We start from the raw sequence: 25,880 nt of genomic DNA on the forward strand, positions 1-25,880 counted from the left end.
GCACTCATGAAGGGCAAGATCCTCTTCGTCGCCGGAGCGGCAGTCGGCTACGTCCTCGGCGCCCGCGCGGGCCGTGGCGCGTACGTCAAGATCAAGTCGCAGGCCGAGAGCCTGTGGGAGAACCCGAACGTGCAGAAGACCGTCCAGCAGGCGGAGGGCTTCGTCAAGGAGAACGCCCCCGTGGTCGGCAAGAAGATCCAGGAGGTCGCGGGCGACGCGGCCGCCAAGGCCAAGTCGGTCGCCTCGAAGTCGGGCGACTCCGACGTCGCGGACAAGGTCGGCGCGCTGGCCGACAAGGCCGAGTCCAAGGCCTCGGACGCTGCCGACGCGGTCAAGGACGCCGGTCGTGGCGCCAAGGGCAAGGGCGAGCCCGGCTCGGGCCCGCTCCCGGGCGTGAACGCCGGTGAGTGACCTCAAGGCACCTGACCAGAGCACCAAGCGGTCGCTCGGGTCGCTCCTCGGCAGCCTGCCCGACCTCATCTCGCGGTTGATCCGCGGCGAGATCGCGCTGGCCAAGAAGGAGCTCGCCACCAAGCTCAAGGAGGCCGGCGTCGGCGCGGGCCTGCTGGTCGGGGCCGCGCTGTTCGGCTTCTTCCTGCTCGCCGTGCTCATCACCGCGGGCATCCTCGGCCTCGCGACGGTCGTCGCCCCATGGCTCGCCGCCCTGATCGTGGCCGGCGTGCTGCTGGTCGTCACGGCCGTCCTCGCGCTGCTCGGAGTCAAGGCGCTGAAGAAGGGCGTGCCGCCCGTGCCGGAGAAGACCGTCGAGAACGTCAAGGCGGACGTCGCCGCGCTCAAGGGCACCGGCTCGTGAGCCGGGACGACTCCGGCGACCGCCGCGACGGTCGCCTCGGCGACGGTGCGGGCTCCGACGAGTCCGCCCCGAGCATCCCCGAGCTCGAGCTCGACGTGGCGCGCACCCGCGAGGAGTTCGCCCGCACCCTCGACGCGATCGAGGACAAGCTGAGCGTGCCGGCGCACGCCCGCCGCCTCCGCGACAGCGTCTCCCGGCGCTGGCACGACGACCCGCGGCCCGTGGTGGCCGCGGGCGTCGCCGGGGTCGTCGGACTCGCCTCGGTCGTGGCCGGCGTCGTGCGGATCGCTCGACGCTAGGGCCCCGGGTGCGGGAGTCGCGGCGCTGACCGGCGCCGCGACTCCAGCATCTCCCTCTCCTTCCCCCACCCCACCTCCAGCCCCCCGCCTGACGGCTGCCCCGTCGCGCTGGTGGGCACCCCTCACCCCAGGGCGTCCCCCAGAACGAAGGACAACACCATGGCGCAGAGCAGCACCGAGCGCGAGCAGCAGGCTCCCGACCCCGACGACGCGCGCAAGCCCGACAGCCCCAACGACCTGCACAAGCCCTCGTGGGGCTACGTGCTCAAGAAGACCCTCCGCGAGTTCACCTCCGACCAGTGCACCGACCTGGCGGCGGCCCTCACCTACTACGCCGTGCTCGCCCTCTTCCCGGCGCTGCTCGCGATCGTGTCGGTGCTCGGCCTCTTCGGCCAGGCTGAGCAGACCACGGACACCGTTCTCCAGCTGCTCACCCAGCTCGGCGGCGGCTCGGTCGCCGAGACGCTGCGCGACCCGATCCGCGAGGTGACCATGTCGCCCGCGGCGGGGATCACCTTCGTCGTCGGCGTGCTCGGTGCCCTCTGGTCGGCGTCCGGCTACGTCGGGGCCTTCGGCCGTGCCATGAACCGGGTGTACGAGATCGACGAGGGCCGACCGATCTGGAAGCTGCGCCCCACGAACCTCGCGATCACGGCCGTCACGGTCGTGCTCGTCGTCGTCGCGGGCCTCATCCTCGTGCTGAGCGGCGACGTGGCCCAGGCCGTGGGCGACGTGATCGGCCTCGGCTCGACGGCGGTCTTCGTCTGGGGCATCGTCAAGTGGCCGGTGCTGCTCGTCATCATCGTGGTGGTCGTCGCGGTGCTCTTCTACTTCTCGCCGAACGTCAAGCAGCCGAAGTTCCGCTGGATCAGCATGGGCTCGCTGCTCGCCATCGCCATCTGGATGATCGCCAGCGTCGGCTTCGGCTTCTACGTGAGCAACTTCTCGAACTACAACAAGACGTACGGCTCGCTCGGTGCCGTCATCGTCTTCCTGCTCTGGCTCTGGATCACGAACAACGCCCTGCTCTTCGGCGCCGAGTTCGACGCCGAGATCGAGCGCGGCCGTGAGCTGCAGGCCGGCATGGAGGCGGAGAAGGACATCCTGCTGCCGCCGCGCGACACGAAGCAGAGCGACAAGAAGAAGGCCCAGGAGGCGCAGGACGAGCTCGACGGGATGCGCCTGCGGCAGGCCGCGGCCGCGTCGATCGCCGAGCAGGAGGCGCGCGAGCGTCGCGAGGGCCGCGAGCGCCCCGCGGACGACGACCGGCCCGACGCCGACGCCGACGCCCTGCCCGACGGGAAGGAGCGCCGCGAGCGGCGCGACCGGAGCTGAGGCGCCCGGGCCGGCGTGACCGGTGCCCGATCTCTCTCGACCGAGGGCCTCTGAGCGACAGTTGTCGTGCAGGGGCCCTCGGTCGTCGTCCGTCCCGGGCGCCTCCCGGGCGGGTCGACCTAGCATCGACGTGACCTGGACAGACCAGGCGCGAACTGACCTGACCTGACCGCGTCACCCGAGGGGGCACCGTGCTCGAGCGCCTGGCCGGCCTGCCGTTCGGCGGGCTCGTGGCGGCGCTGTTCGCGATCGTCGTCTGCCGGGCCCAGGCGACCTACTGGTTGGCGCGGGGCGCGCGACGAGGAGCCGCCTCGACGAGGTGGGGCCGCTGGGTCGACGGGCCGGGCGTCGCGCGGGCGTCGCGGGTGCTGGCCCGCTGGGGGCCTCCCGCGGTCACGCTGAGCTTCCTGACCGTGGGGCTGCAGACCGTGATGAACGCGGCCGCGGGGGCGTCGAGGATGCGGTGGCCCGTGTACCTCGTCGCGATGCTGCCCGGGTGCGCGGCGTGGGCGCTGATCTACGCCACCGTCGGGTTCGCGGTGCTCTGGGCGGTCGTCGGCTCGGTGGCGGGGTCGCCGGCCGGTGTGGTCGTGCTGGTGCTGCTCGGGGGCGTGGCAGCGGTCGCGGTCGCGGTGCTCGCGGTGCGACGGCGTCGGGCCCGGGAGGGCTGATCCACTCCGGAGTGGATCAGCCCTCCCGGGCGTCACCCGGTCTGGGCGCGGCTCAGAACGAGAAGCCGAGCTCCGCCGGGTACTCCTCGCGGGCGGTGAGGCGTGTCGCCGCGTCGCGGAGGTGCGACAGCGTCAGGCCCATCGACATCGGCCCGAAGCTCACGCGCGAGACGCCGAGCTCGGCGAGGCGGGCGAGCGGCACCGACGTCGGCCCCGAGATCACGCTGATCTTCCCGTGGATCTCGTCGAGGGCGCGCTTCACGAGGTCTTCCGTGCCGAGGCCGAGCACGAAGGCGCAGTCGGCTCCCGCGTCGAGGTAGGCGTTGGCGCGGGTGACCGCGTCGTCGAAGCTGTCAGGGTCGCCGGCCAGGGCGTCGACCCGGGCGTTGACGACGATCGGCACGCCCGCGCGGTCACCGGCGCGGCGGGCCGCGGCGACCTTCGAGACCTGGGTGTCGATGTCGTAGAGCGGGGCCTTGGCCTGGCCGATGCTGTCTTCGAGGTTGAGGCCGGCGGCGCCCTCCTCGATGAGGCGGAACACGTTGTCGAAGGTGCCGGAGGCGTCGGTCGCGTAGGCCTTCTCGAAGTCGACCGAGACGGGCAGGTCGACCGAGCGGACGATGATCCGGGCGGCGGCGAGCATCTCGTCGACGTCGAGCCCCTCGCCGTCCTCGACGCCGTGCGCCTCGGAGATCGAGTGGGAGGCGGTGGCCAGGGCCTTCACGCCCGGTGCGCCGGCCACGACGCGGGCGGTGATGCTGTCCCAGACGTTCGTGACGATCAGCGGGTCGCCCGGCACGTGCAGCGAGCGGAGGAGGTCGGCCTTCTCGGCCGTGGTGGAGATGGACATGCCCCCCAGCCAAGCAGCCCCGGCTGGGCGGCACCAGCCCCCGGCCGGGCGGTCAGGAGGCGCGCAGCAGCTCCGCGGACGCCCCGACGAGTCGGAGTCAGCCCCTGCGGCCCTTGCCGACGCGCGACGACGTGCTGCGGAGGTTCGCCGCCGCTGCGCTCGTGGACTGTGAGGTCGTGCCGGTGCGGGCACCCGCGATGCTGCTGACCGTTCCCCACCGAACGGACGGGCCGGACTTCTGCGGCTGGGGCGTGCGAGCGTCAGCGGTCGACATGTCGTTCTCCCTCGGGGGTGCGTTCGTGGTCAGGGACAGGGTACCTCGCGACCGCTCGTGCACGCCGAGCGGAGGCAGAGACCGCACCGTACGACAGCACGAGCGCGACGACCGACGAGACGGCCGCCATCGCCCACCAGAGCAGGTCGATCCACGGGGACGTGAGGCCACCGACGATGCTGCCCGCCATCGCGAAGAGCCCGAGCGCGAAGCCGATCGTCACCGACCGCAGCGGGCTCAGCAACCACGACGACAGCGAGCTCTCCCGGCGTGCGGCCGCGAGCCCGATGAGGAGTGCAGGAGCCGCCAGCATGAGCGCCGACCCCCCGTTGCCGCTGTCACGGAGGACCTCGGCCGCGCCGGGCAGCGCCACGGCGAGGACGGAGACGATCGCGGTCACGACGGCGGCCCCCCACGTGGCACGCCAGGCTCCGCGCCGTCGCACCAGCAGCTCGACCTCCGCGGTGGCCGCGTGTCCGGTCTCGAACCGACCGTGTGCGTGGGCGATCGCCTGACCCGAGGTGTCCGTGGCGGTCTCGGACGACGACCCGGCGAGCGAGAGGGAGATGCAGTCCAGCTCGGGAGGTGTCCGGAACTCCAGGTGGTAGGACTCCGTGTCCGAGGCGTTCATCATGGGCACGGCGAGGGTCGTCGTCCTGAGCCCGAACGCCGCCAGGGGGCGGGCGAGACGGGCGCCCACCGAGGCGTCGGCGGGGAGCTGGACGCTCCAGTGGAAGGAGAACTTCACGACCTGGCGTCGGCCCAGCTGCGTGGCCGGCACGAGTGCGACCAGCAGGAAGTTGCTGCCGAGGTCGCGGATGAGGTCACTGAGCTCGAGGCTGACGGCGCCGTCGCCCCAGAGCCTGTCGGCGCCCCAGCGGCCCCCGGTGACGAGGGCGTCGATCTGGGCCGTGAGCCGCGGCCCTCGGGGACCGACGATCGCTCTCAGCGCCCTGTCGATCGAGGGGCCGGGCAGGATCCCCTCACGACCGAGAGCCCACCGGAGCACGTGGAGAGCGATCTCGCGGCCGTCGCTCATCGTCAGCAGCGGCAGGGCCGCACCGTCGCTCCCGACGGCGTCGAACTGCCGCATCGGCCCCTTCGCCACCATCGCCAGGGGCACCAGGGCGTCACCCTCGACGCGGCTCAGCCGTCGCCGCCGGTCGCCCGGGTCGTACGCGAGACGAGGGTCAGGGGGCGGCGTGCAGTCGATCGAGTGGCGGATGCGCCCTCGGTCCCCCTCGAGCGGCTGGACGCTCTCGACGCGCCGGTGCACCCACTCTGGCCACCTCATGACCGCGTCGAGCACCACCTCGCCGGTGCGGTCGTCGAACCGGCGCCCCACGTTCTCCCCGTCAGCCATCTCGTCCTCCGTCTCGCTGTCACCAGCCTGGCGGAGGCCTCCGACATCGCCGCGCACGGAGGCGACACCCGTCGTTCACCCGCCCGTCGATCGGCCTCCCTAGGGTCATGGCGCACTGCCAGTCGATCCAGGGGAACTCCACAGATGCGTCGTCGCCTCGCCACACTGTCCGCTGCCGCCCTCGCCGCGGCCCTCGTCGCCGGGGGCGCGGTGCCGGCCCAGGCCGCGCCTCCCGTCGGCGACGTGCTCGTCACCGAGATCGCCCCCGACGGCGTCGGGGCCGACGACTTCGAGTACGTCGAGGTCGTCAACACGACCGCGTCCGACGTGGTGCTCGGCGACGGCGGCGTCTCGCTCGCCTACACGTACGTCGACTCCGACGACCGTGCCCGCGACGTGCCCCTCGTCGCCCCGGCGGGGACGGTGCTGCCCCCCGGCGTGCCGGTCGTGCTGTGGCTGAGCTACGCCTCGGGAGCCGTCGACAGCACGGCGCGCACCGTCGACGAGTTCCGGGCCGCGTGGGCAGGCACGGGAGGCGCGCCCACGTCGTACCCCGTGGTGCGCGTCACCGGGCAGGCCGGCATGGCGAACGGCGGCGGCCGCGGCGTCCGGGTCGTGGACGCCGGCGGCACGGCCGTCTCGTGGTCGTTCTACCCGACCGGCTCCGTCTCGGCGGGGACCGTCGCACAGTTCGCGCGCCCCGCCGACGCCGGTCAGCCCGGCGCTCTGCTCGTCGGCTCGAAGGCCGCCCCGACGCCCGGCACGGTCGACCCCGCGCAGCTCGGCGGCCCGGCCACGCCGGCCCCCGAGCCCACGCCCGCTCCCGAGCCGTCGCCCGAGCCCCCGGCCCCTGAGCCCACGCCCGAGCCGACCACCCCGGCTCCCGCACCGACCCCGCAGCCCGACCCGAGAATCCGCGCGGCCGCCCTGCAGGTGACCGAGCTGCTGCCCGACTCCACGAACGTCGGCAGCGCCGACGGCTACGAGTACGTCGAGCTCTACAACGGCACCGACCGCCCGATCGACTGGTCTGACTACTCGCTGCGCTACCTGTACCCGATCGACGAGGCGCAGAACTCGTCGACCGTGCTCTGGCCCTCGACGCCCCGCGCCGCGACGATCGCCCCCGGCGACACCCTCGTGCTGTGGGTCCGCAACGGGCAGAACGCCGCCCTCACGCGCGCCGATTTCAACTCCCACTTCGGCTCGTCGCTGCGCGACGGCCAGCTGCTCGACGTCGCCTCGGCCGGCATGGCCAACGGCTCGGCCCGCGGCATGGAGGTCGTCACGAACAGCGGCGTCGCCCTCAACCGCGCGCACTACGGGCTCGTGGCGGGGCGCGACGACGTCGACCCCGACCAGGGGATCCAGTACGGGCCCGACGCCGCCGACCCGACGAAGCAGGTGCTGCTGCGGAAGGCCCCCGCGAGCCCCGGCACGGTCACCGCCGACCAGGTGCCCGCCGGCCTCGTCGTGACGCCCGTCGACACGGTCGCGCCGGTCGTCGTCGACGGCACCGCCGCCTCCGTCGACGACCCGACGCAGCCGTTCGACGTGACCTTCACCGTCACCGACGACTCCGGCGTGCTCTCGGCCCGCCTCACCGCCGAGAACGACGTCGACGCCGAGCCCGTCGTCGTCGACCTGGTCGGCACCCGGGCCGACCCCGCCGCCACCGCGGGGCCCCGTGACACCTACACCTGGTCGGTGCCGGGCGTCGACCTGTACGGCAAGAGCTGGCTGCGGTACTCGCTCGAGGTCACCGACGGCTCGAACACCACCACGACGCCCGTCCGCACCGTGACGATCGGCGGTCGTGACGACGCACCGGTGCGGCTGAACGTCGCCGAGGGCCAGGGCCTCCGGGGCACCGTGCCGATCGCCGCCGCCGGCACGGCGACGCCGCCCGACGTGGCCCTCCAGATCGACGGCGCTCCGGTCGTCGACGTCGAGCGCGCGCTCGAGCGTGAGGCGTACTTCGCCTTCGAGGCGGGCGGGGTCAACACCTACTTCCGCAACGGGGTGCTGCTCGGCAGCGAGGTGCTGACGATCTTCGACGACGGCATCTTCGAGGGCACCGAGACCATCACCACGAAGGTGCCCCTCGACGCCGTGCGCCCCGGCGAGCCCCTGACACTGAGCGTCTGGGCCGGCACCAAGGCCGCGCCCGAGATCAGCCCCGAGAACAACGACGACTTCACGATCCAGGGCCTCCGGCTCGTGCTGCCCGACGGCAGGACGCTCCGCCCCGCCGGCTACGACGACCCCGCCCGCGTGCTGCAGATGGGCGACAGCGCCGGCAAGCTCGACTCGTTCGACGCGGTCTTCACCGTGCCCGACGACGCGTTCGGCGCCCTCTCGCACGACTGGGACACCACGGGCGTCGCCGACGGCGCCCACGTCGTCACGGCCACGACGGCGGGAGGCGGCGGCTCGCTCTCGAGGACGGTCCTCGTCGACAACACCGCGCCCGCGGTCGCGACCGACGTGCAGCAGGGCGTCGAGTACCGCGGCGAGTTCCTCCTCACCGGCACGGCGACCGACACCGGCTCGGGCGTGGCGACGTTCGTGACCACGCTGGACGGGGAGGCGGTGCAGCTGCCGTTCCGCGCCTCCTCGGTCGACCTCCCCGGCGGCGAGCACCTGCTCTCGCTGACGGCGACCGACGCCGTCGGCAACGTCACCCGCACCGACGTGCCGTTCACGACGCCGGTCGAGCAGCCGTCGGGCCAGCCCGTGCTGCCGGTCGACGGCGCGGAGGTGACCGAGGGCGAGGTGGAGCTGCGAGCCCGGGTCGACGACCCGAGCGGCGACGCCCTGCGCGTCGACTTCTCGCGCGGCTGGGAGCTCGACGCGGCGAACGGCGGCGTCACGAGCCGCGTCGGCACGACCGACGTCGCGACGCAGGTCGACGGCGAGACCCCGGCCGCCGCGGCGGGCGCCCGTGCCCTCAGCACGGCCGAGGTCGAGGCCATCGGCGGGGTGGACGGCGTCGACACCGAGATCAGCTCCGACACGGCTCTGCCGTACCAGGTCTTCGACGTGGCGGTGCCGGCCGAGGCCGGCCCGGAGCACCAGACGAGGCTGACCTGGACGGGCTCGGCCGACACCGGCGCCAAGGTGCTGATGTACGTGCGCGACGTCACGACCGGCGCCTGGGAGGAGGTCGACCGCGTGGTCACCACCGACCCCGACGACGTCGAGTTCGCCCTCACCGCCACGGTCGCCTCCGCCGACCACGTGGCGGCGGACGGCGCGATGACGGTCCTCGTGCAGCACTCGGAGGGCTTCGCCGGGGCTCCCCGCTCGACGCGCGACACCCCGGTCACGCCCCGCAACGCCGCCGACACCCCCCGCTCGGCCTACGACTTCACGCTCGCGTGGGAGTCGGACACGCAGTACTACAACGCCGACCCGGCGAACTACAAGCACCAGGTGGCGATCCACGACTACCTGCTCGAGGAGCGCGACGACCTCAACCTGCAGTACCTCTTCCACACCGGCGACATCGTCGACGACGGCACCGTGCCCGAGCAGTGGCAGCGGGCCGACGCCCAGTACGACCGGCTCGACGCCGCCGGCCTGCCCTACGGCGTGCTGGCCGGCAACCACGACGTCGACCAGAAGAACGACGACTACACGTACTACTCGCAGTGGTTCGGCGAACAGCGGTACGCGGCGAACCCCTGGTACGGCGGCGGCCACCTCGACAACCGCGGGCACTACGACCTCGTCAGCACGGGCGGCGTCGACCTGCTGGTGCTGTCGATGGGCTGGGCGCCGGGCGACGCCCAGATCGCCTGGATGAACGAGGTGCTCGCGCAGTACCCCGAGCGCAAGGCGATCATCAACCTGCACGAGTACATGCTCACGACCGGCGGCCTCGGCCCCGTGCCGCAGCGCATCTACGACGAGGTCGTCGCGACGAACCCCAACGTCATGATGGTGATGTCGGGGCACTACCACGACGCCTTCACGCGCTACGACCAGTTCGACGACGACGGCGACGGCGTGGCCGAGCGCACCGTGACGCAGATGCTCTTCGACTACCAGGGCCTGCCCGAGGGCGGTCTCGGCTACCTGCGCCTGATGCACTTCGACAACGTCGGCGAGCAGATCACGGTGCGCACGTACTCGCCGTCGCTCGACGACTACGACAGCGACGACCCCTCGCTCGAGCCCGTGCACCAGGAGTTCGTGGTGCCCTACGCCACGGCCGGCATCGACCCGCGCACCAAGACGCTGCGCACGAACTCCTTCACGGCCGAGGTGCAGACGCCTCAGCTGATCGGGAGCGTCGCCGACGTCGCGAGCGGCACCGAGGCCTCTCTCGCCTGGCCCGACGCACCGCTCGGCAGCCTCGGCTGGTTCGTCACGGTCACCGACCCGTACGGGGCCCAGTCTCGATCGGGCGTGAGCACCCTCACGGTCGTCGCCGCGGCGGTCGACCCGGGCACCCCCGGGGCCCCGGGCGATCCGGGTACGCCGGGCGCGCCCGAGCTGCCCACGGTTCCGGGTGCGGGAGGCGCGATGCCGGTCGCTCCCGGCGCCGGTCCCACCTCGGGCACGGCACCGCGCCCCGGCACGGCGGCACCCGCCGCGACGACGCCGCGCGACCGTGCGGACGACCCGCTGGCGTTCACGGGAGCCGACCCGCGACTCCTCGCGGCCGGGGGCCTCGGCGTGCTGCTGCTCGCCGCCGGAGGGCTGCTGCTCGCGCTCAGGCGCCGCCGCTCGGCCTGACGCCGAGACGGGCACAGCCGGGCGGGCTCGCCGCCCGGCCGCGCCCACGAACCACGNCGCGCGGACGGCCGCGACGCGGTCGGGCACCGTCGAGTCCTGCAGGCTCGTCGTGTCGCCGAGCGGCCGGCCGTCGACGATGTCGCCGAGCAGCCGGCGCATGATCTTGCCCGAGCGGGTCTTCGGCAGGTCGGGCACGACGACGACGGTCGCGGGCTTCGCGATCGGGCCGATCTGTTCGGCGACGTGCGCCCGCAGCGCGGCGGAGAGCGACCCCGAGAGCGGGGCCCAGACCTGCGGTTCGTCGGCGGAGCCGGCGTCGCGCACCGCGCCTCCCTCGGGCCGTGCCGCGGGCACGACGAACGCGGCGATCGCCTGGCCGGTGCGCTCGTCGGCGACCCCGACGACGGCGGCCTCCGCGACGAGGGGGTGGGCGACGAGCGACGACTCGACCTCGATCGTCGACAGCCGGTGGCCCGACACGTTGATGACGTCGTCGACGCGGCCGAGCACCCAGATGTCGCCGTCGGAGTCGTACTTGGCCCCGTCGCCGCTCGCGAACCAGCCCTGCTCGCGGAACTGCGTCCAGTAGCTGTCGCGGTACCGCTCGGGGTCGCCCCAGACCGTCCTGGCCAGCGACGGCGGCGCCTGCTGCACGACGAGGTAGCCGCCCGAGCCGTTCGGCACGCGATGGCCGTGCTCGTCGACGACCGCGGTCGCGACGCCCGGCAGCGCCCGCAGCGACGACCCCGGCTTGAGCGTGTCGACGCCCGGCAGCGGGGCCATCACGGCCGCGCCGGTCTCGGACTGCCACCAGGTGTCGACGATCGGGCACTCGCCCCGGCCGAGCTGCTCGTGGAACCAGACCCACGCCTCCGGGTTGATGGCCTCGCCGACGGTGCCGAGGAGGCGCAGGGTGCTGAGGTCCCACGTGTCGGGCAGGCCGTCGGGGAACCACGACGACAGCGTCCGCACGAGCGTCGGGGCCGTGTAGTAGGTGGTCACGCCGTAGCGCTCGATGATCTCGAGGTGCCGGCCGGGGTGCGGGGTGTCGGGGGTGCCCTCGTAGATCACCTGCGTGAGCCCGTTCGACAGCGGGCCGTAGATCTCGTAGGTGTGGGCGGTGACCCAGGCGAGGTCGGCCGTGCACCAGTGCACGTCGTCGGGCTTCGCGTCGAAGACGGCCCAGTGGGTCCAGCTCGCGGCGGTGAGGTAGCCGCCGCTCGTGTGCACGAGGCCCTTCGGCTTCCCCGTCGTGCCGCTCGTGTACATGATGAAGAGCGGGGTCTCGGCGTCGAACGCCTCCGGCTCGTCGGTGTCGGGCTGCGCGTCGACGAGGTCGTTCCACCACAGGTCGCGGCCCTCCGTCCACGGCACGTCGGGGGTCTGGTCGCCCGTGCGCCGCACGACGAGCACGTGCTCGACCTGGTTCTCGCCGCTCACCGCGTGGTCGGCGGCGGCCTTGACCGGCACCGCGCCTCCCCGACGGAACTGCCCGTCGGTGGTCACGAGCAGCTTCGCCCCCGTGTCCTCGACGCGGAACTTCAGCGCCTCGCCCGAGAACCCGCCGAAGACGAGCGAGTGGATCGCCCCGATCCGGGCGATCGCGAGCGTGACGACGATCGTCTCGGCGATCACGGGGAGGTAGACGACGACGCGGTCGCCCTTCCCGACGCCGAGGCTGCGGAGCCCGTTCGCGGCCTTCACGACCTCGCGCTGCAGCTGCGCGTAGGTGACGTCGCGGCGGTCGCCGGGCTCGCCCTCGACGTGCAGGGCGACCTTCTCGCCGCGGCCGGCCGCGACGTGCCGGTCGACGCAGTTGACGGCGACGTTGAGGCGGCCGCCGGCGAACCAGGTCGCCTCGGGCACGGTGAGGCCGCCGTCGGGCAGCTCCTCGACCGGGCGCCAGGTGTGGGCGGTGTGCCAGGGGGTCTCCCAGTCGAGGCGGTGCGCCTGCTCCTCCCAGAAGGCGACCGGATCGGCCGCGGCGCGCGCGTGCTCGGCGCTCGTGACGTTCGCCGTCGCCGCGAGGGCCGCCGGGGCGGGGAAGGTGCGTCGCTCGTCGAGCAGGTTCGAGATCGTGTCGCCGGTGGCCATGTGACGAGCGTACGGAGGCGCGGTGACCGCCACCGGGGAGCCCGTCACGTCGCGTAACGGGCCGGCACCGTCGTCGGGGCGGACGCCCAGCGACCTCGGAGGGTCGCGGGGCGATCCCCGGGGAGGCGCGGATCGGCCTGTGGAGAACCGCCCGCGCCCCCGGGGCAGACCGCCCCGTCGGAGTTGGACCCCGTCGCGGGCGTGGCTACCGTGGGCGACCGTCCCGCTCAGGGGCACGTGGTGCGTCGGCCCGATCGGGGCGGCGCAGGCCACACGGCGCCGCTCGTCACCCCCGCTGCCCTGCGAGCGGACGCCGCCGACGGACCTGATCTGACCAGAGGCGGGCAGCGGCGGCCGTGTCCGCGCGGCCGTGCCGGGGTGACCTCGACCGGAGCAACGACATGACACGCACGACCCGCAGCACCCGCGCCTCCCGCACCACCTCGACCTCGCCCGGCGACCCCGCCGCCGTGGCGGGCCCCGCCGCCCGCGCGCCGCGTCGCGTCGGCCGGGCCCGCGCCCTGCTCGGCGGGGCGGCCCTCGTCGCCCTGACCGGGGGCGGGGTCGGCCTCGCCGCCGCGCCCGCGAGCGCCGCCGACGTCTCCACCTGGGACGCGATCGCCGCCTGCGAGAGCGGGGGCAACTGGTCGATCGACACCGGCAACGGCTACTCGGGCGGGCTGCAGTTCAGCCCGAGCACCTGGTCCGCCTACGGCGGCTCGGGCAGCGCCGCCTCCGCCAGCAAGGGCGAGCAGATCGCCGTCGCCGAGCGCGTGCTCGCCTCCCAGGGCTGGGGCGCCTGGCCCTCCTGCTCGGCGAAGCTCGGGCTGAACGGCACGAGCGGCGCCGCCCCGCAGGCCGCGTCGCCCGCCCCCGCACCCGCACCGAGGGCCGCGGCGGCTGCGCCGTCGTCGGGCTCGGCGTCGGGCAGCGGCTCGTCGCGCGCCGCCGCCCCCGCGGCGCCCGCGGCGCCGCCCGCCCCGACGATCGCGGCCGTGCCGACGAGCGGCGAGACCTACACGGTGGCGGCGGGCCAGAGCCTCGACTCCATCGCGACCGAGCGGGCGATCCCCGGCGGCTGGGTGACCCTCGCCGGAGCCAACCTCGACACGGTGCCCGACCCCGACCGCATCGAGGTGGGGCAGGTGCTGCAGCTCCCCGCCGTCTGACGCCGCGCCTCCCGCCCGGGCCCGACGAGACGACTCGTCCCGGGGCCGGGCGGCGGGGCGGGCCCCGGGAGGCGTCGCCTCGCCGAGCGAGCGAGCGAGCGAGCGAGCAGGACGGGCGGAGGCGCGGGCCCGGCCCGGGAGCCGACCCCCGACCTAGGATGGTCCGGTGCCCGCCACCGTCGGAAGGACTCCGTGACCAAGGCCCCGACCGTCTACGACGTGGCCGCCCACGCGGGCGTGTCGATCGCGACGGTCTCGCGGGTGCTGCGGCGGCCGGACGACGTCCGCCCCGAGACCCGCACCCGCGTGCTGGAGTCCGTCCGCAGCCTCGGCTACGTGCCGAGCGGCGCCGCCCGCGGCCTCGCCGGGCGCCGGCACGGCGTGCTGGGCCTCTTCCTGCCCGGGCACGACGGCATCGACGAGCCCGAGCCCGACTGGGCTCGCGTGGTCGACCCCGGCCGGATCCCGCTCGTCGACGACTCGGCGGGCCGGGGCGCCCTCCGCGTCGACGCCCCGACGTCGTCCACCCCCAGCCCGGCGACCCTCTACTTCGACGAGGTGCTGCGCGGGGCCGAGGTCGAGTCGTGGCGCCGCGGCTTCGCCCTCATGGTCGCGGCCGGCCGCGGCTCGAGCCGCGAGGTGATGCTGAACGACATCGCCGGCCGGGTCGACGGCCTCGCCGTCCTGGCACAGACCGTGCCCGACGACCTCCTCGCGCACGTCTCGCGGCGGATCCCCGTGGTCGTGCTCGCCGACTCCCGCCCGGGCGACCAGCTCGACCACGTCAGCGTCGACAACGTCGCGGGCATGCGGGCGCTCACCGCGTTCGTGCTCGAGGGGCACCGGGTGCGCGACGTCGCCTACGTCACCGGGCCCACCGACTCGCCCGACGAGGCCGACCGCCACCGCGGCTTCGACGAGGCCGTCGCGGCCGCGCCGGAGCCCGTGGCCGTCCGGGTCGAGCGGGGCGACTTCTCGCGCGACGGGGGGCGACGGGCGGGGGAGTCGCTGCTCGCGTCGGGCGCACCGCTCCCGCGCGCGGTCGTCTGCGCCAACGACCAGACCGCGCTCGGCCTGCTCGAGGTGCTCGCCGAGCACGGGGTGGCGGTGCCCGGGCAGGTGCTCGTCACCGGCTTCGACGGCATCGAGGCCGGGCGCTTCTCGACGCCGCGGCTGACGACGGTGCGCCAGCCGATGGGCGACCTCGGCCGTGTGGCGGTGCGGAGCATCGTGACCCGGCTGACCGACCCCGGTGCACCTCCGCAGCGCGTCACGCTGCCCGTCGAGGTGCTGCTCCGCGAGAGCTGCCCCGCGGTCTGAGCGCGCCGCGCCGCTGCCGCGCGCCGCGGCCGCGCCGCCCCCGCACCCCGCCCCGCCCCGCCCCGCCCCGCGCAGGCTGCACCCCGAACCACCGACTGATCAATGAACCACGTCGTGACGTGGTTCATTGATCAGTCGGTGGTTCGGTGGGACGGTCGGGGCGGAGAACGCCGCCGCCGAGCCGCGCCGCTGCGGCGCCGCCCCGCTACCGCCCCCGCGCCCCGCGCTGCCCGGTGTCGACGCCGGTCACGCTCCCGTCGTCGGGCCCGAAGACGAAGTGGTGCACCCGCGAGGCCGGCACCCCGTGCGCGATGAGGGCGTTCCGCGCGATCGCCATGAACGGCACCGGCCCGCAGAGGAACACGCGGTGCTGAGTGGTCAGGTCGACGGTGTCGAGGTCGATCGGGTCGAGGTAGACGCCCGGCCCGTCGAGCGACGCCTCGGCGAGCGCCGTGACGGCGCTCAGGCTGCCCTGGGTGTAGCTGACGCGGAGGCGTCCGGCCGGCATGGCCGCGACCAGCGCCTCCAGCTCGGCGCGGTGCGCGTGCCGCTCGGGCGTGCGCTCGAAGTGCAGCACCGTCACCTGCCGCCGGGGGTCGGTGCGCACGAGGTGGTCGAGCATGCCGAGCACGGGCGTGCAGCCGATGCCGGCCGAGACGAAGACCAGGGGGGAGTCGTCGAGCTCGTCGATCGTCAGCGACCCGATCGGCGGCGAGACCGAGACGACGTCGCCGACCGCGACGTGCCGGAGCAGGTGGTTCGAGACCTCGCCGGGCGGCAGGCCGAGCTCGGGCACCCCGCCGAGCACGCGGGCGCTGACCCGCCACTGCTCGTCGGAGCCGCCGCGCAGGCTGTACTGCCGGATCTGCCGTGCCCCGTCGGGCAGCGTCACCTGGATCGACGCGAACTGCCCGGCGCGGTAGGTCGGCAGCGCCTCGCTGTCGGCCGAGACGAGGGTGAGGGCGACGACGTCCTCCGCCTCGACGCGGCGCTCGGTCACGAGGGCCTCGCGCCAGTCCTCCCCGGGCTCGAGGTCGGCGGCGCGGTAGGTGCGCTCGACCGCGGCGACGAGCTCGTCGCGGGTCTGCCGCCAGAGCGCGAGCCAGGCGTCGACCACGACGCCCGTCCAGTCGTCGCCGAGGGCGGCCGCGAAGGCGTCGCGGAGGTGCCGCTCGAAGACGTCGTGCTCGTCGCGGGTGACGCCGATGGCCGCGTGCCGCTGGGCGAGGCGCGACAGGGTCTCGCGGGCGGCGACCCGCACGGCCCAGGGGCTCGGCGCCGGCGAGGCCCACGGCGCGACGGGCACGGCCGGGCCGGTCGCCGAGCCCGCCGGCCCGCTGCCCACCTGCGTCCCCACCACGTCGCGGGCGACGGTGACGATCGTCAGGGCGAGCTCGCGCTGCTGCCGCCCCTGGGCCTGGTCGCCGCGGTTGAACTGGTCGCGGAGCAGGTCGGGCCGGTCGGCGAAGAGCCGGGCGTAGAAGTCGTCGGCGATCGCCGCGGCGCGCGCCTCGACGAGCGGCAGCGTGGAGCGCAGGGCGGTCAGGTGCGACGACGTGATCACGGGGGCTCCCACGGGCGATCGGCACGCCCGGTGCCCCGGCGGCCAGGAGGCGACGACCGCGGGAGGCGCGGTGCGCGTCATCCGCGCACCCTCCGATCATGGCGTGGCCGGCCGGCCGCGCGCCTCCCCCTCTCTCGACCTCGAACCACCCCCCTCCCGCCCCGCCTCCCGCCCCTCCCGCCCCGCCGAGTGGTCGCGATCTGCTGCCCCGCCCGCCCGGGAGCAGCAGATCGCGACCACTCGGCACCGCGCGTCCGGTCCGGGACCGACCAGTCCCGTTGCATCCGCGTCATGTATGCGCTTACACTGGCGGAGCTCACCTCGACGACGAATGAGAGACCCGTGGCGATGAAGCTCACGTCAAGACCCCGCACGCTCGTGCGCACCGCGGTCGCCGCCCTCGCGGCCACCGCGCTGCTGGCCGGCTGCAGCATCCAGATCCGCAGCCAGCCCGACCCGACGATCGGCGCCGACACGATGCTGATCAACGCCGACAAGGGCAACCCGCAGTTCGAGCGGAACTTCAACCCGTTCCTCACGAACAAGCGCACCGCCTCCACCTGGATCTACGAGCCGCTGCTCGAGATCAACCCGCTCGACGGCGAGATCACGCCGTGGCTCGCGAGCGAGACCACGCTGCCCGACGCCCGCACGGTCGACATGACGATCCGCAGCGGCGTCGAGTGGTCCGACGGCACGCCGATGACGCCGGCCGACGTGGTCTACACGTTCGACCTGATCAAGGCGGCCCCGTCGCTCGACATCAAGGGCGCCTGGCAGCACATCGAGTCGATCGAGACCGAGGGCGACCACGTCGTCTTCCACCTGCAGACCGACGACGTGCCCGCGATGGAGATCATCGGCCAGACGACGATCGTGCCCGAGCACCTCTGGTCGCAGGTCGACGACCCGGCGACCTTCCGCAACCCCGACCCGGTCGGCACCGGCCCCTTCACGCTCGGCAACTACTCGCCCCAGCAGTACTCGATGGACAAGAACGAGACCTACTGGCAGGCGGAGAAGATCGAGATCGGCCACCTCATCCTGCCCGCGACGAACAACCAGCTCGACACCGTCACGCGGGGCTACGACTGGTCGTACTCGTTCATCAGCGACGTCGAGGGCACCTGGGGCGCCGCCAGCCCCGACAACACCTTCTGGTTCCCGCCGGGCGGCGTGATCGGACTCGTGCCGAACCTCACCAAGGCGCCGTTCGACGACGTGAACGTGCGCCGCGGCATCGCCCTGGCGCTCGACCGGGCCCGCATCGCCGAGACCGCCACCCAGGGCTACCTCGAGCCGGCCGGCCAGACCGGGCTCATCCTGCCGAACCAACAGGACGACCTCGACCCGAGCATCCCCAACGGCGGCGTCATCGAGCAGGACCGCGACGCGGCCCTCGCCGCCTTCGCCGCCTCCGGCTACGCCCTGCGGGGCGACCAGCTCGTCGGGCCCGACGGCCAGCAGCTGCGCATCACGATCACCACGGCCAACGGCTACACCGACTGGCTGCGGGCCGTGCAGGAGGTGCGGCGCCAGCTGGGGCTGATCGGCATCGACGTGCAGGTGCAGGCTCCCCAGCCCGCCGGCTACCAATCGGCCATCGCGAACGGCGAGTTCGACATGGCGATGGGCGGCATGGGCAACGGCAACGTGTACCAGGCGTTCAACAACCTGCTGAACAGCGACTTCGCGACGCCGGTCGGCGAGACCACCGCCAACAACTTCGAGCGGTTCAGCGACCCCGCGGTCGACGAGCTGCTCGCCGAGTGGCGCGCCTCGACCGACCCGGCCGACCAGCAGCGGCTCAGCCACGAGCTGCAGAACGTCGTCTACGACCAGATGCCCGTGATCGGCCTCTACTACGGCGGCCTCTGGGGCCTCTTCAACGACGCGAAGTTCACCGGCTGGCCGAGCGCCGACGACCCGTACATGGCCCCCCAGAACTACGACCAGGCACCGCTGCTGATCTTCACGAAGCTGAAGCGCGTCGACCAGGAAGGCAGCGACCAGTGAGGTACGTCGCCCAGAAGCTCGGACTCTTCGTGCTCACGCTGTGGGCCGCGGTCACGCTCAACTTCATCCTGCCGAGGCTCATGCCCGGCAGCCCCACCGACGCCGCGATCGCGAAGCTCTCGCAGAACGGCCCCGTCTCCGACGCTACCCGCGCCGCCATCGAGGCCCAGCTCGGCGTCCCGACCGGCAACGTCCTGCAGCAGTACGTCGCGTACCTCGGGCAGGTCGTGCGTCTCGACTTCGGCACGAGCTACACGTTCTTCCCCGAGACGGTCGGCCACCTCGTCGGCCAGGCGCTGCCGTTCACGCTGATCCTCGTCGGGGTCTGCACGGTCATCGCCTTCGTGCTCGGCACCCTGATCGGTGTCGCGGCGGCGTGGAAGCGCGGCACCTGGCTCGACTCGCTGCCCACCCTGTCGGGCAGCTTCATGAGCACCTTCCCGTACTTCTGGACGGCCCTGCTGCTGCTCTTCTTCCTCGGCTACGTGCTGCACTGGTTCCCGACCACGGGCGCCTACGGCGCGACGACGACGCCCGGGTTCACGCCGGCCTTCGTCGGCGACGCGCTGCTGCACGCCGTGCTGCCGGCGATCACGATCCTGCTGACCAGCCTCGGCGGCTGGATCCTCGGCATGCGCAACGCGATGATCTCGACGCTCGGCGACGACTACGTCACCTTCGCCGAGGCGAACGGCCTCAAGGGCCGCACCGTGGCCGTGCGCTACGCCGCCCGCAACGCGATCCTGCCCAACCTGACCGGCTTCGGCCTCGCCCTCGGCGGCGTCGTCGGCGGGTCGATCCTGGTCGAGCAGGTCTTCGGCTACCCCGGCATCGGCTACCTGCTGTTCAACGCCGTCATCGGCCAGGACTACCCGCTGATGCAGGCCCTCTTCCTGATGATCACGGTCAGCGTGCTCGTCGCCAACTTCCTCGTCGACATCTTGTACGGCGTGCTCGACCCAAGGACCCGCCGATGACCTCCACCGTGTCCGTCCACCTGCCCGAGGGCGCGCCTCCCACCGGCCCCGCCGAGCAGAAGGCGCCCAGTCGCTGGCTCACCGTCGGCCGCATGGCCGCGACCATCTGGTCGAACCCCAAGGCGAAGATCGGCGTCGTCATCTTCGGCGTGTTCGTGCTCGTCGCGGTCTTCGCCCCGCTGCTCGCCCCCTACGGCGGCAGCGAGAACGGCTTCGAGCGCAACGCCGACGCCAGCTGGGCCCACTGGATGGGCACCACGGCGGCCGGCGAGGACGTCCTCAGCCAGCTGATCCACGGCGCCCGCATCAGCGTGTTCGTCGGGGTCGTCGCCGGGGTGCTGTCGACGCTGGTCGCCGTCGCGATCGGGCTCAGCTGGGGCTACATGAAGGGCTTCGGCGGCGACGTCGTCGGGTTCATCGTGAACCTGTTCCTCGTGATCCCGGGCCTGCCCCTCATGATCGTCATCGCGGCGTACCTGCAGAACGGCGGCATCGCGGTGATCCTCGCGGTGATCGTCATCACCGGCTGGGCCTGGGGCGCGCGCGTGCTGCGCAGCCAGACGCAGTCGCTGCGCTCGCGAGACTTCGTCACGGCGGCGCGGTTCTCGGGCGAGAGCTCGGGGCGCATCGTGTTCCGCGAGATCCTGCCCAACATGACGTCGCTGATCACGGGCTCGTTCTTCGGCGCCGCGACCAGTGCGATCCTCGCCGAGGCCGGCCTCGAGTTCCTGGGGCTCGGCGACTCGTCGATCGTCAGCTGGGGAACGATCCTCTACTGGGCGCAGAACTCGAACGCCCTGCTCACCGGGCAGTGGATCCTGCTGTTCGCCCCGGGCCTCTGCATCGCCCTGCTGGCGATGAGCCTGACCCTGATCAACTTCGGCGTCGACGCCGTCGGCAACCCCCGGCTCCGCGAAGGCGCGAAGCAGGAGAAGAAGGAGGCGCGCGCATGACCGTCAGGGACCTCACGAACCAGCCCACCGCCTCCGGACCGTCCTCGGGCTCGTCCACCTCGGGCGACGTGCTCCTCGACGTCCGCGACCTCAGCGTCGTCTACGAGAGCGCCGGCGCCGAGCCGGTGCAGGCCGTCGACCACGTGTCGTTCCAGCTGCGCCGCGGCGAGTTCGTCGGCCTGGTCGGCGAGTCCGGCTCGGGCAAGTCGACGCTCGGCTACGCGCTGACGCGGCTGCAGAAGCCCCCGGCCCGCACGAACGGCGGCAGCATCTGGTTCGACGGCGCCGACGTGCGCGACCTCGGCACCGAGGCCCTGAGGCAGCAGCGGCAGGGCGGCTTCGCGATGGTGCTGCAGTCGGGCATGAACGCACTGAACCCGGTGCGGACGATCCGCAACCACTTCGTCGACGTCTTCAAGGCCCACGGCCACGTGCCGCGCGACCGCTGGCACAGCAGGGCCGCCGAGCTGATCGCCAAGGTCGAGCTCGACCCCGGCGTGCTGGCGCGCTTCCCCGGCGAGCTGTCGGGCGGCATGCGCCAGCGCGTCTCGATCGCCCTGGCCCTCTCGCTCGAGCCGCAGCTGATGGTGTTCGACGAGCCGACGACGGCGCTCGACGTGCTCGTGCAGCACGCTGTGATGGACACGATCATCTCGCTGCAGCAGAGCGAGGGCTTCACGGCCGTGCTGATCAGCCACGACCTCGGCATCGTGCTCGAGGCGACCGAGCGCGTGCTCGTCATGCACGAGGGCCGCATCGTCGAGGACGGCACGAGCGCCGACGTGCTCGCCGCCCCGCAGCACGAGTACACGCGGATGCTGCTCTCGCACTACGCCGACCCGCGCGCCGAGACGGTGTCGCTGCCCGGCTTCGAGGACCGCTCGCTGCGCCGGGCCCGGGGCGAGCGGCGCGTCGACACGACCACGAGCGTGCCGAGCGTCAGCACGCGCAGCACGAAGGTCGCCCAGAGCGCGATCGTCGTGAGCGGCGTCAGCAAGACCTACGCGCCTCCCCGCCGTGGCGACGAGCCCGTGCGGGCCGTCCGCGACGTGTCGTTCACACTCGAGCCGGGGCAGTCGCTGGCCCTGGTCGGGCAGAGCGGCTCGGGCAAGAGCACGATCGCGAAGCTCGTCACCGGCGTCGAGGCGCCCACCAGCGGCAGCGTCACGTTCGGCGACACCGACGTGACGTCGCTGCGCGGCAGGGCGCTGCGCAGCTTCCGCAGCGACGTGCAGATGGTCTTCCAGGACCCGTACGCCGCGCTGAACCCGCTGCACACCGTCGAGTACACGCTGACGCGCCCCGTCGTGAACTTCACCGGGCTGAGGGGGCAGGAGGCGCGGGGCCGGGTCCTCGAACTGCTCGAGACGGTCGGCCTGACGCCGGTCGAGCAGTTCGCGGCGAAGCTGCCGCACCAGCTCTCCGGCGGGCAGCGGCAGCGCGTCGTCATCGCCCGGGCGCTCGCGAGCGACCCGCAGGTGATCATCGCCGACGAGCCGGTCTCGATGCTCGACGTCTCGCTGCGGGCCGGCGTGCTCGCGCTGCTCGAGGACCTCCGCGAGCAGTGGGGCGTCTCGCTGCTCTACATCACCCACGACCTGCTGAGCGCGCGGCTGATCACCGACCACGTGATGGTGCTGCACGACGGCGCCGTCGTCGAGCGCGGGGCCACGGCGGAGGTGCTCCAGCGACCGACCGACCCGTACACGATCCAGCTGCTCGACGCGGTGCCGAACCCGCGGCGGACCCACGCGGCGGCCGCGGCGGCGCGCGCGTCCTCGGGTCGCGCGTCCTCGGGTCGCTGACCCGCGCCTCCTGACCTCCCCTCGAAAGGAACCACCCTGTGCTGACCTTCCCCGACGGCTTCCTCTGGGGCGCCGCGACCGCCGCCCACCAGATCGAGGGCGGCAACGTCGCGTCGAACTGGTGGCAGCACGAGCACACGCCCGGCACGACCATCGTCGAGCCGAGCGGCGACGCGGCCGACAGCTACCACCGGTTCCGCGACGACATCCGGCTGCTCGCCGAGCTGGGGCTGAACAGCTACCGGTTCAGCATCGAGTGGGCGCGCATCGAGCCCGAGCGCGGGTTCGTCAGCAAGGCCCAGATCGCGCACTACCGCCGCATGGTCGAGACGTGCCACGAGTTCGGCATCGAGCCGATCGTCACGCTGATGCACTTCACCGTGCCGCGCTGGTTCGAGCGCGACGGCTTCTGGCGCGCCCCCGACGCGGCCGACCTCTTCGCCCGCTACACGGAGCTGGCGCTGCCGGTCGTCAGCGAGGGCGTGCGCTACGTCTGCACGATCAACGAGCCGAACATCGCCGCCATGCTCGCCGGCGGCGAGGACGCCGCGAACCTCGTGGCCTACGGCCTGCCGAATCCTGACCTGCAGGTGGCCGACGCGCTGCTCGCCTCGCACAAGCGCAGTCGCGAGGTGCTGTCGCAGGTCGACGGCCTCAAGTCGGGCTGGACGGTCGCGACGCAGGCGTTCAAGGCCGTCGACGAGCCCGGCGCCGCCGAGGCCACCCGCGAGTACGGCTACGTGCGCGACGACTGGTACAGCGAGATGGCGGCGGGCGACGACTTCGTCGGCGTGCAGGCCTACACGCAGACCTTCGTCGGCCCCGAGGGGCCGCGCCCGGTCGCCGAGGGGCTCGAGACGACGCTGACCGGCTGGGAGTTCTGGCCGCCGGCCGCCGCCGAGGGCATCCGCAGCGCGTGGGAGCTCAGCGGCCACGTGCCCGTCATGGTGACGGAGAACGGCATCGCGACCGCCGACGACGCCCGGCGCATCGCGTACACGCAGGGCGCCCTCGAGGGCGTCCACGACACCATCGCGGAGGGCGTCGAGGTGCTGGGCTACCAGCACTGGAGCGCGCTCGACAACTACGAGTGGGCCAGCGGCTTCCGCCCCACCTTCGGCCTGATCGCCTGGGACCGCGACACCTTCGAGCGCACCCCCAAGCCGAGCGCCCGCTGGTACGGCGGCGTCGCGCGGGCCAACGGCCTCGAGCGGAGCTCGGCCGACTGAGACCGCGGCGGCGCCTCGTGCCGGGGCGTCGCCGTGCAGCACGGAGCGCGGGAGGCGCGGGTCGGCTGGCCCGTGCCTCCCGCGTCGTCGTCGGGGCACGCGGTGCTCCCGTGCCGCTGGTCGCCTGCGGGGTGCTGCCGTGCGGGGTGCTGCCGTGCGGGGTGCTGACGTACGAGGTGCTGACGTGGTGGTTGCTGACGTGAACCATGTGAAATACGATGTGAGGATCGATCCGCTCCTGGAAGGCCCTCATGCCCGGCGAGAACCCGCACCCCGACCCTCTTCCCGACGCCCGACCCGACCCTCGGCGGGGCCCGCAGCCCGACCGCGCCGCCGGCACCGCGACTCCCCGGGGCCCGAGCGCCCGACGCAGCAGCCACGCCGCCCGGCGCGAGGCGCTGCGGGCCAAGGCGCGCGAGGTGCGCCTCCGCGAGCAGCGTCGTGAGCGGGGCGGGACGCTGCTCGTGCGCGCCGGCGTCCTCGCCGGCGGGGTCGCGCTCGTCACCGCCGCGGCCCTGGCCCTCGTGACCGCGGTCGGCCCGGCCCCCGCGACGGCCGTGCCGGCGAACGTCGCCGACGACGGGGTGCGCGTGGGCACGGGCATGCTCGTCGAGCGGAGCGCGCCGCGCCCGGCGGGGGAGGCCCCCTCGGCCGAGCCGGCGCCGGCCGCCCGTGACGTCGCCGACGTCGTGGTCTGGGTCGACTACCACTGCCCCGCCTGCAAGGACTTCGAGCTCGAGAACGCCGCCTACCTCGAGCAGCTCGTCACGACCGGGGCCGCGACCGTCCGCGTGCACCCCGTCGCGATCACCGACGGCTCGTCGCGCGGGGCCCGCTACGCGTCGCGCGCGGCGGGGGCGGCCCTGTGCGTGGCCGACCTGTCGCCCGACCAGTTCTGGCGCGCCTCCGACACGCTCTTCCTCGCCCAGCCGGCCCCCGGCGACCGTGGTCTGACCGACGAGCAGCTCGCCGCCCTCGTCACGGGCCTCGACGGGGTCGACGACGCCGCCGCGCTCGCCGAGTGCATCGACGAGCGGCGCTTCGTGCCCTGGGTCGGCGCCGCCACGGCCCGCGCCTTCGCGGGGCCGCTGCCGACCGACGACCTCGAGTCGCTCCGCGGCACGCCGACCGTGCTCGTCAACGGCGAGCTGTTCGACGCGTCGCAGCAGACCTTCCCCGAGTTCGTCACCACCGTGCTGGGCGACGCCTACGCGGCCGAGCAGGTGACCCGGTGAGCGGGTCGCGCCGCGCGGCGCGGCCTGCCCGCGCACCCCGCGCGCCCCGTGCACCCCGGGTGCCGCGCACCGGTCGGGCTCCGCGTCCGCCGCGCCGCCCCTGGACCACGGCGCTCGCCGCGGCCGCGGCCGTGCTGGTCGGCGTGCCGACCGTCGTCGCCCTCGTGGTCGCGGGGTTCGCCGCGCACCTGGTCTCGACCTTCGACGACCGGGCGACGACCATCGACCGGGCGTTCCCCTCCGAGCTCGGACGGCCGCCGGTCGACGAGAGCGGCGCCCTGACCGTCCTGCTGCTCGGCACCGACTCGGCCGGCACGTCGCCGACCGACGCCGCTCCGGGCGTCGCGACCCCCGCCTCCCGCACCGACACCGTGATGCTCGTGCGCGTCCCGGCCGACCGCAGCGAGGTGGTGGTGCTGTCCGTGCTGCGCGACTCGTGGGTCGACGTGCCCGGCCACGGCTCCGCCAAGATCAACGCCGCCCACGCCTGGGGCGGGGTGCCGCTGGTCGTCGAGACGGTCGAGGCCCTGCTCGGGGTGCGGGTCGACCACGTCGCGACGGTCGGCTTCGAGGGCTTCGCCGGCATGAGCGAGGCGCTCGGCGGGGTCGACGTCGTCTCCGAGCGCTCGTTCTCGGCCGGCGGCCACGACTTCGACGCGGGCGTGAACCACCTCGCCGGCGACCGGGCGCTCGACTTCGTGCGGGCCCGGGCGCCCTTCGCCGACGCCGACCACCAGCGGGCGCGCAACCAGCAGGCCTTCGTCCGCGGGCTCGTGAGCGGGCTGCTCGACCGGGGCACGCTCAGTGACCCGGTGGCGGTGAGCGGCTTCGTCGGCGTGGCCACTGAGCACCTCGCCGTCGACCCGGGCCTGACGCCGCGGCGGCTCGTCGAGATCGGCTGGGGGCTCCGCGACCTGTCGCCGTCGGGCATCCGCACCACGACGGTGCCGACCGCGGGCGGAGGAGTCTCCGACGACGGCCAGTCCTACGTCTCGCTCGACCCTGAGGGGGTGCGGTCGCTCGGCGACGCCCTCCGGGCCGACGAGGTCGGCGCCTGGCTCGACGGGCAGGCAGTGTCGGCGCCCTGACGCCTCGGGGCCCGACCGGTGCGGGAGGACGGGCGAGGCCCCCTGCAGTTGGTGCTGCGGGGGGCCTCGTCGTGGTGCGGG

At 73.7% G+C, this 25,880-nt stretch carries 18 protein-coding genes and 1 pseudogene; 15 read left to right on the forward strand and 4 right to left on the reverse strand.

Going from position 1 to position 25,880, the window contains the following annotated elements; genetic code table 11:
* The first annotated feature begins 6 nt into the window (after window positions 1–6).
* The 5 genes from IFT72_RS14415 (at window position 7) to IFT72_RS14435 (ending at window position 3,119) form a co-directional block, all read left to right on the forward strand.
* Entirely contained in the window at window positions 7–411 is a 405-nt protein-coding gene (locus IFT72_RS14415; protein WP_056058699.1) for a hypothetical protein, read from the forward strand.
* Window positions 404–814 carry a phage holin family protein gene (locus IFT72_RS14420; RefSeq protein WP_185230969.1) on the forward strand — a complete coding sequence of 137 codons (411 nt, stop codon included), beginning with the start codon at window positions 404–406 and terminating at the stop codon, window positions 812–814. Before IFT72_RS14415 ends, IFT72_RS14420 begins: the two co-directional genes overlap by 8 nt.
* Window positions 811–1,113, forward strand: a complete 303-nt coding sequence (locus tag IFT72_RS16210) for a DUF3618 domain-containing protein (protein ID WP_192046842.1) — start codon at window positions 811–813, stop codon at window positions 1,111–1,113. Before IFT72_RS14420 ends, IFT72_RS16210 begins: the two co-directional genes overlap by 4 nt.
* A gap of 159 nt (window positions 1,114–1,272) precedes the next feature.
* Complete coding sequence (locus tag IFT72_RS14430; protein WP_197981552.1) at window positions 1,273–2,448, forward strand: YihY/virulence factor BrkB family protein; 1,176 nt, start codon at window positions 1,273–1,275, stop codon at window positions 2,446–2,448.
* 191 nt (window positions 2,449–2,639) lie between these two features.
* Window positions 2,640–3,119 carry a DedA family protein gene (locus tag IFT72_RS14435; RefSeq protein WP_185230973.1) on the forward strand — a complete coding sequence of 160 codons (480 nt, stop codon included), beginning with the start codon at window positions 2,640–2,642 and terminating at the stop codon, window positions 3,117–3,119.
* Between the two features lie 52 nt (window positions 3,120–3,171).
* Here the strand turns inward: IFT72_RS14435 and IFT72_RS14440 are convergent, their stop codons facing one another.
* Both IFT72_RS14440 and IFT72_RS14445 read right to left on the reverse strand, forming a co-directional pair.
* The gene (locus tag IFT72_RS14440; RefSeq protein WP_167261551.1) at window positions 3,172–3,969 is read right to left on the reverse strand and encodes an isocitrate lyase/phosphoenolpyruvate mutase family protein; all 798 of its coding nucleotides are present in this window, start codon (window positions 3,967–3,969) and stop codon (window positions 3,172–3,174) included.
* A gap of 260 nt (window positions 3,970–4,229) precedes the next feature.
* Window positions 4,230–5,606: a hypothetical protein gene (locus IFT72_RS14445; RefSeq protein ID WP_192046843.1), complete on the reverse strand. Its 1,377-nt coding sequence runs from the start codon at window positions 5,604–5,606 to the stop codon at window positions 4,230–4,232.
* 144 nt (window positions 5,607–5,750) lie between these two features.
* Here IFT72_RS14445 and IFT72_RS14450 point away from each other — a divergent pair, with 144 nt between their 5' ends.
* On the forward strand, window positions 5,751–10,349 hold the full coding sequence (locus IFT72_RS14450; protein ID WP_192046844.1) for a metallophosphoesterase: 4,599 nt from the start codon (window positions 5,751–5,753) through the stop codon (window positions 10,347–10,349).
* Between the two features lie 57 nt (window positions 10,350–10,406).
* Here the strand turns inward: IFT72_RS14450 and acs are convergent.
* Window positions 10,407–12,443, reverse strand: a pseudogene (acs, locus tag IFT72_RS14455) (acetate--CoA ligase); the annotation flags it as partial.
* A gap of 401 nt (window positions 12,444–12,844) precedes the next feature.
* Here acs and IFT72_RS14460 point away from each other — a divergent pair.
* Both IFT72_RS14460 and IFT72_RS14465 read left to right on the forward strand, forming a co-directional pair.
* Window positions 12,845–13,612 (forward strand): transglycosylase family protein, encoded by a 768-nt coding sequence (locus IFT72_RS14460; protein ID WP_192046845.1) that lies wholly within the window; start codon window positions 12,845–12,847, stop codon window positions 13,610–13,612.
* A 192-nt stretch (window positions 13,613–13,804) separates the two neighbouring features.
* Complete coding sequence (locus IFT72_RS14465; protein ID WP_192046846.1) at window positions 13,805–14,932, forward strand: substrate-binding domain-containing protein; 1,128 nt, start codon at window positions 13,805–13,807, stop codon at window positions 14,930–14,932.
* Between the two features lie 205 nt (window positions 14,933–15,137).
* On the opposite strand, the gene IFT72_RS14470 is transcribed toward IFT72_RS14465, so the two are convergent.
* The gene (locus IFT72_RS14470) at window positions 15,138–16,577 is read right to left on the reverse strand and encodes an FAD-binding oxidoreductase (RefSeq protein WP_192046847.1); all 1,440 of its coding nucleotides are present in this window, start codon (window positions 16,575–16,577) and stop codon (window positions 15,138–15,140) included.
* A 267-nt stretch (window positions 16,578–16,844) separates the two neighbouring features.
* Here IFT72_RS14470 and IFT72_RS14475 point away from each other — a divergent pair, with 267 nt between their 5' ends.
* From IFT72_RS14475 to IFT72_RS14505, 7 genes are all read left to right on the forward strand, one after another.
* On the forward strand, window positions 16,845–18,512 hold the full coding sequence (locus IFT72_RS14475; RefSeq protein ID WP_192046858.1) for an ABC transporter substrate-binding protein: 1,668 nt from the start codon (window positions 16,845–16,847) through the stop codon (window positions 18,510–18,512).
* Window positions 18,509–19,489, forward strand: a complete 981-nt coding sequence (locus tag IFT72_RS14480; RefSeq protein ID WP_056058720.1) for an ABC transporter permease — start codon at window positions 18,509–18,511, stop codon at window positions 19,487–19,489. Before IFT72_RS14475 ends, IFT72_RS14480 begins: the two co-directional genes overlap by 4 nt.
* Window positions 19,486–20,442: an ABC transporter permease gene (locus IFT72_RS14485; RefSeq protein ID WP_056058724.1), complete on the forward strand. Its 957-nt coding sequence runs from the start codon at window positions 19,486–19,488 to the stop codon at window positions 20,440–20,442. The genes IFT72_RS14480 and IFT72_RS14485 overlap by 4 nt, the downstream gene beginning before the upstream one ends.
* A complete protein-coding gene (locus tag IFT72_RS14490; RefSeq protein ID WP_192046848.1) occupies window positions 20,439–22,247 on the forward strand; it encodes an ABC transporter ATP-binding protein in 1,809 nt (602 codons plus the stop codon). The genes IFT72_RS14485 and IFT72_RS14490 overlap by 4 nt, the downstream gene beginning before the upstream one ends.
* Window positions 22,248–22,285: 38 nt before the next feature.
* Window positions 22,286–23,476, forward strand: a complete 1,191-nt coding sequence (locus IFT72_RS14495; protein ID WP_192046849.1) for a family 1 glycosylhydrolase — start codon at window positions 22,286–22,288, stop codon at window positions 23,474–23,476.
* A 251-nt stretch (window positions 23,477–23,727) separates the two neighbouring features.
* Window positions 23,728–24,711: a thioredoxin domain-containing protein gene (locus IFT72_RS14500; protein WP_192046850.1), complete on the forward strand. Its 984-nt coding sequence runs from the start codon at window positions 23,728–23,730 to the stop codon at window positions 24,709–24,711.
* Between the two features lie 59 nt (window positions 24,712–24,770).
* Window positions 24,771–25,799, forward strand: a complete 1,029-nt coding sequence (locus IFT72_RS14505; RefSeq protein ID WP_192046851.1) for an LCP family protein — start codon at window positions 24,771–24,773, stop codon at window positions 25,797–25,799.
* Window positions 25,800–25,880 lie beyond the last annotated feature (81 nt).

This window comes from Frigoribacterium sp. CFBP 8754 (assembly GCF_014841815.1).
In the GTDB taxonomy this organism is placed as follows: Bacteria; Actinomycetota; Actinomycetes; order Actinomycetales; family Microbacteriaceae; genus Frigoribacterium; species Frigoribacterium endophyticum.